The following is a 6,000-nucleotide window of genomic DNA, read 5'->3' as shown; positions in this document are numbered from 1 at the left end:
GGACTGGCTCAAGTCCAACCTCGCGCAGATCTCCGGTCTGATGCAGGGCCACCGGGACCTCGCCGTCGTCGCCGAGCTCGTCATGGACGAACTCACCCCGCTGGTGGCCGCCCAGTACGGTGCTTTCTACCTCGCCGAGGAAGCCTCCGGCGGGACCGTGCTCACCCTCGTAGGCTCCTACGGCCGCCCCGCGCACTGCGAAGAGGGCACGCGGTTCGCCCTCGGGGAGTCCCTCGTCGGGCAGGCGGCCCGCAGCCGCCGCATCATCGCCACCGACCGGGTCCCCGGCGGCTACATCATCTCCTCCGGGCTCGGCCACACCACCCCGGGCAGCCTGATCATCCTGCCGATCGTCGTCGACGACCAGGTGCTCGGCGTGATCGAACTGGCCTCCTTCGGAGCCTTCACCCCCGTGCACCGCGACTTCCTCACCCAGCTGATGGAGACCATCGGCACCAACGTCAACACGATCGTCGCCAACGCCCGCACCGATGAGCTCCTCGGCGAGTCGCAGCGGCTGACGACCGAGCTCCAGGCCCGCTCGGAGGAGCTCCAGGTCCAGCAGGAGGAGCTCCAGCGCTCCAACGCCGAGCTGGAGGAGAAGGCCGCCCTCCTCGCCAGCCAGAACAGCGACATCGAGGCCAAGAACCTGGAGATCGAACAGGCCCGACAGGAACTGGAGGACCGGGCGCAGCAGCTGTCGCTGGCCTCCACGTACAAGTCCGAGTTCCTCGCGAACATGAGCCACGAGCTGCGCACCCCGCTCAACAGCCTCCTCATCCTCGCGCAGCTGCTCGCGCAGAACCCCACCCGCAACCTCACCCCCAAGCAGGTCGAGTACGCCGGAATCATCCACTCGGCGGGCTCCGACCTGCTCCAGCTGATCAACGACATCCTCGACCTGTCCAAGGTCGAGGCGGGCAAGATGGACATCCACCCCGAACGGGTCCGCCTGCCCCAGCTGCTGGAGTACGTCGACGCCACCTTCCGGCCCATGACCACCCAGAAGAGCCTCGACTTCACCGTCACTACCGCTCCCGACGCGCCCGCCGACCTGCTCACCGACGACTCGCGGCTGCGCCAGGTCCTGCGCAACCTGCTGTCCAATGCCGTCAAGTTCACCGAGCGCGGCGGTGTCGAACTGCGCATCGAACCGGCGGCGGCCCCCGAGATCCCCGCCGGGGTCTCCCGGCGCGGCCCCGTGCTGGCCTTCCGGGTGCGCGACACCGGCATCGGCATCCCCGAGCAGCAGCTGGAGTCCGTGTTCGGCGCCTTCCAGCAGGCCGACGGCACCACCAGCCGCAAATACGGCGGCACCGGCCTCGGGCTCTCCATCAGCCGCGAGATCGCACAGCTCCTCGGCGGCGCCGTCACCGCCGAGAGCACCCCGGGCCAGGGCAGCACCTTCACCCTCTATCTGCCGGTCTGCCGGGCGGACTTCGCGGACGAACCGGCCGGCGACGCGGCCGTGGCACCCGCGCCGGAGGGCACGCCCGTGGCGGGTGCAAGCGGCCGCCACGACACCCCCGCGATCCCGGCGCAGCGGCGCATCCGCCGCCTGCTGGTCATAGAGGAGCGGCCCCACGGCCTGCTCTCCCTCGTCGCCGAGAGCGCCGACCGGGACTTCGCCCCCCACCCCCACGCCCCGGGGGAGACCGGCGGCATCCAGGTCGTCAATGCCACGAGCTCACGGGAGGCGGCCACGGCCCTGGCCTCCGACGCCTTCCACTGCGTGGTGCTGGAACTGGACATGCCCGACGGCGAGGCGCTGCGCTTCCTCGACGCGCTCGACGGCGACCCGGCCCTCTCCTCGCTGCCCGTCCTCGCCCACAACAACCCCCGGGTCAGCACCGGCCAGGAGGAGGCGCTGCGGGAGCGGGCCGCGTCCCGCCGGGTGGAACTGCTCTCCAGCCTGGACGAACTGCGCGAACGCATCGCCCTCCACCTGTCGGCCGAACAGCCCGGGGACGTCGTGCCGCTCGTGCACCCGGACGCCCGCCGACCTCAGGACACCCACGTGCCCGACGGCGACCTGGCCGGACGCACCGTCCTCGTCGTCGACGACGACGCCCGCAACCTCTACGCCCTCAGCGGGGTCCTGGAACTGCACGGCATGCGTGTGCTCCACGCCGAGGACGGCCGCAAGGGGATCGACGCCCTCACGGGCAACGCCGACGTCGACCTGATCCTGATGGACGTGATGATGCCGGAACTGGACGGCTACGCGGCCACCGCCGAGATCCGGCGCATGCCCGCCTACGAGGCGCTGCCCATCATCGCCGTCACCGCCAAGGCCATGCCCGGGGACCGGGAGAAGAGCCTCGCCGCGGGGGCCAGCGACTACGTCACCAAACCGGTGGACGCCGACGACCTCATCGCCCGCGTCCGGCACTGGCTGACCCGATGACCGGGGACACGACACACGGCGGCGGCGCCGTGCACCCGCCGTCGGCTCCGGCCCCGGGCCAGACCGCCTGCGCCATCCCGCACCAGTCACCGACCCCGCTCGGGCGCCTTGTCGCCACCGTGGAACGGCTGCGCCGGGAGGTGCTGGAGGCGCAGGCCACGGCCGACGGCCGGGCCCTCGTCGAGCTGGCCAAGGGCATCCTCATCGGGCAGCTGAACTGCACGCCGGCCGCGGCCGCCCGGCAGCTCGACGTGCTCTGCCGGGAGAGCGGCACCTCCCGCCTGGAACTCGCCGCCGACATCGTCAACCAGGCGGCCCGCGACCACGTCAGCGAGATCGCCGCCGCGTTCGTCGAGAGCACCGGCAGTGCCGGCGGCGACGAAGCCCCCAGCGGGCACTCCACGGTGTCGGTGCGGCTGCGGACCGCCGAGAGCGGCGTGCTCGCCGCGGCCTCCGACACCCAGGCCGTGGCCGAGTCCCTCCTGACCAACGCCCTGGGACCGCTGGGAGCCGTCGCCGTCGCCGTGTGGACCGCCGTGCCGGACGGCTCCCTGGCCCTGGCCGGCCACGCCGGGTTCCCGCCCCGGGAGGCCGTCCGCTGGCGCCACGTACCGCCCGGTGTCTCCACCGTCGCCGGCCTCGCGCTGCGCGAGCGCCGGTTGGTGACCCTGCCGCGGCTCGCCAGTACCGGACTGCCCTCGATCGGCCGTCTCCAGTGGCCCGACGGCGGACGGATGGCCGTACCGACCGGTACCGGCGGACGCGTCCACGGCGTCCTCGAAATCTGCTGGCCCGGCCCGCTGGCACCGCAGCCGCCGCAGATCGAGCGCCAGGTCGAGGCCCTCGCCGACCTGTGCGCCCGCACGATGGACACCACCCCGCCGATCGATCCGACGGCCGCCGACGCGGTGCTGCCGGACGTCGCGGAACTCATCGACCTCGCCGAGGGACTCCAGGACCCCGCGGTGGTGCTCACTGCGGTCCTCGGCCCCGACGGGGGCCTGACCGACTTCCGGATCCGGCACGCCGGCAGCCGCTTCGTGGACCCCGCGGGCCGGCCCCGCGGGGACGTCAACGGCGCCCTGCTGCTGGAGGCCTACCCGATGGCCGCCGCCGAGAACGGGCTGTTCGACATCATCGAGCGGGTCCACGCGACGGGCGAGCCCTTCCGGGCCGAACGCATGAGCCTCACGGCGCTGGTCGACCAGATCACCCTCACCTCGGTCGCGGACATCAGCGTCAGCCGCCACGGCGCGGCCGTCCTGCTCATCTGGCGCGTCGAGGACGAGACGGCCCGGCTGGCCAACCTGCTCCAGCACGCCCAGCGCCTGGGCCGCATCGGCGGCTTCGAGGAGAACCTGGCCACCGGCGAGACCACCTGGAACGCCCAGCTCTACGCCCTCCACGGACTCCCGGGCGGTGCGCCCCCGGTACGGCTGCAAGAGCTGCCCGACCACGCCCACCCGGACGACTCCGCCGCCCTCGGCAGCTTCCTGCGGGCACTGCTGCACCACCGCCGGCCCTCGTCCGTCAACTTCCGCCTCCAGCGGCCCGACGGGATCACCCGGCACATCCGGGTGGTCGCCGAGCCCGTCCTCGACGCGAACCGGCGCCTGCACGCCGTGCGCGGCGCCTACCAGGACATCTCGGCGCAGCACTGGACCGAAGTGGCGCTGGCCGCGACCAGGGACCAGCTCGCCCACACCGAGGCGGAGTCCGCCGAACGCAACCGGCTGACCCTCCAACTCCAGCACGCGATCATGCCGCCCACGCCGCCGGCCATCGAGGCCCCGGGCCTGCGCGTCGCGGTGCGCTACCGGCCCGCCGAGACGGAGTCGCTCGTCGGCGGAGACTGGTACGACACCGTCGTCCTGCCCTCCGGCCTCATCATGCTGTCCGTGGGCGACGTCGCCGGCCACGGCATCGAGGCCGCCACCGGCATGGTGGTGCTGCGCAATGCCCTGCGCGGGTTGGCCGTCACCGGCGCCGGGCCGGGCCAGCTGCTGTCGTGGCTGAACACCGTCACCCACCACCTGGCCAAGCACGTCACCGCCACCGCCGTGTGCGGCCTCTTCGACCCGCGCACACGGGTGCTGCGCTGGGCGCGCGCCGGCCACCTGCCGCCCGTGCTCGTCCGCGGCGGCCGTGCCGAGGCCTTCCCGCTCATCGAGGGACTGCTCCTGGGTGCCCTGCCCGACGTCGCCTACCGCGAGCGCGAAGTCCGGCTCGAACCGGCCGACACCCTGCTGATGTTCACGGACGGTCTGGTGGAACGACGCGACTCCTCGGTCCAGGACTCGCTCGGCCACCTCGTGAACGCCGCCGCGGCAGGCGCCGGGGACCTGGACGCGCGCCTGGACCACCTGCTCGCCGGGAGCCGGTCGGACACCGACGACGACACCTGCCTGATCGGCATCCAGGTGGGCTGAGAGCGGGCCGGGAACGGGGTCTACCACCAGGTCCTACCTGCCGGTAACTTGAGCGCGGTCCAGCAGCGTCCACGGAAGGGGCGAACGCGTGCCGCACCACGACCTGACCGGCTTCACCGAAGGTTCGTTCACGCACGACGGTACGACCCGCCAGGTGCTGCGCGCGGGCACGGGCCCCGCCGTGATCGTCATGGCGGAGATCCCGGGCATCACCCCCAAGGTCCTCGACTTCGCCCGCCGGGTGGCCGCCTCCGGCTGCACCGCCGTGCTTCCGGTGCTCTTCGGCCGACCGGGCCGTGACCCCGACCCCCGAAACGTCGGCTGGGCGAGCAGCGGCAGCTACCTGGCGTCGACCATGGCGCGGGTCTGCGTCAGCCGGGAGTTCACCCTGCTGGCCACGGGCCGCAGTTCCCGGATCGTCGGGTGGCTGCGCGCCCTGGCCGCCGCAGAGCACGAGCGGTGCGGCGGCCCCGGCGTGGGCGCCGTCGGCATGTGCCTGACCGGCGGCTTCGCCCTGGCCATGGCCACGGACCCATGCCTCGTCGCCCCCGTCCTCTCCCAGCCGTCGCTGCCGCTGCCCTGCACGCCGGCCCGCGCAGCCGCCATCGACATCGGCCCGGAGGACCTCGCCGAGGTCCGCGGCCGCTGCGAGCGCGAGGGGCTCCAGGTCATGGGACTGCGCTTCCGCGGCGACCGGCTGGTCCCGGCCGACCGGTTCGCGTACCTGCGGCGCGAACTGGGCGACGCCTTCGTCGCGGTCGAACTGGACGACGCCGACGCCGACCCGGCGAGCGCCCTGCCGCCGCACTCCGTCCTGACCGAGCACCTCGTCGACGCACCCGGGCACCCCACCCGCCAGGCCCTCGACGCGGTCCTCGACCTCTTGCGCACCCGCCTCCTGCCTGCAGGGCGCTCCGAAACCGCCGACTGACGCCCCGTCGGCGGACGCGGCGGCCACCCGGCCGGCCCCGACTGCGACGGGCCCTGGGGCGCGTTGCGCGGGGTGCGGCGGCGATGAGTGGCAATCTGGTCATATCGCCATAAACCTGCCATTGCTGCGTCGGTGGATTCGTCCGTGCGTCATGCTCCAGTGATGTGCATATGTCGGTGACCGACGTATGGTGGGGGCTGAAGATCCTTCCGGGTGGCGGCGGCTCCGGCCTG

3 protein-coding genes are annotated in these 6,000 nt (G+C 73.1%); all 3 read left to right on the top strand.

The window, feature by feature from the left end; genetic code table 11:
• Nucleotides 1-2,407, top strand: a 2,407-nt coding sequence (locus tag IF89_RS0117775) for a response regulator (RefSeq protein ID WP_030768448.1), incomplete at its 5' end; no start/stop codon positions are given.
• Entirely contained in the window at nucleotides 2,404-4,836 is a 2,433-nt protein-coding gene (locus IF89_RS0117770; protein ID WP_051807187.1) for a SpoIIE family protein phosphatase, read from the top strand. The genes IF89_RS0117775 and IF89_RS0117770, both read left to right, overlap by 4 nt.
• Nucleotides 4,837-4,924: 88 nt before the next feature.
• Nucleotides 4,925-5,767 carry a dienelactone hydrolase family protein gene (locus IF89_RS0117765; protein ID WP_030768443.1) on the top strand — a complete coding sequence of 281 codons (843 nt, stop codon included), beginning with the start codon at nucleotides 4,925-4,927 and terminating at the stop codon, nucleotides 5,765-5,767.
• The last annotated feature ends 233 nt before the right edge of the window (nucleotides 5,768-6,000 follow it).

This window comes from Streptomyces sp. NRRL F-2664 (assembly GCF_000719345.1).
In the GTDB taxonomy this organism is placed as follows: domain Bacteria; phylum Actinomycetota; class Actinomycetes; order Streptomycetales; family Streptomycetaceae; genus Streptomyces.
Note: the sequence above shows the minus strand (reverse complement) of the source record. Positions and strands in the feature narration are given on the sequence as shown.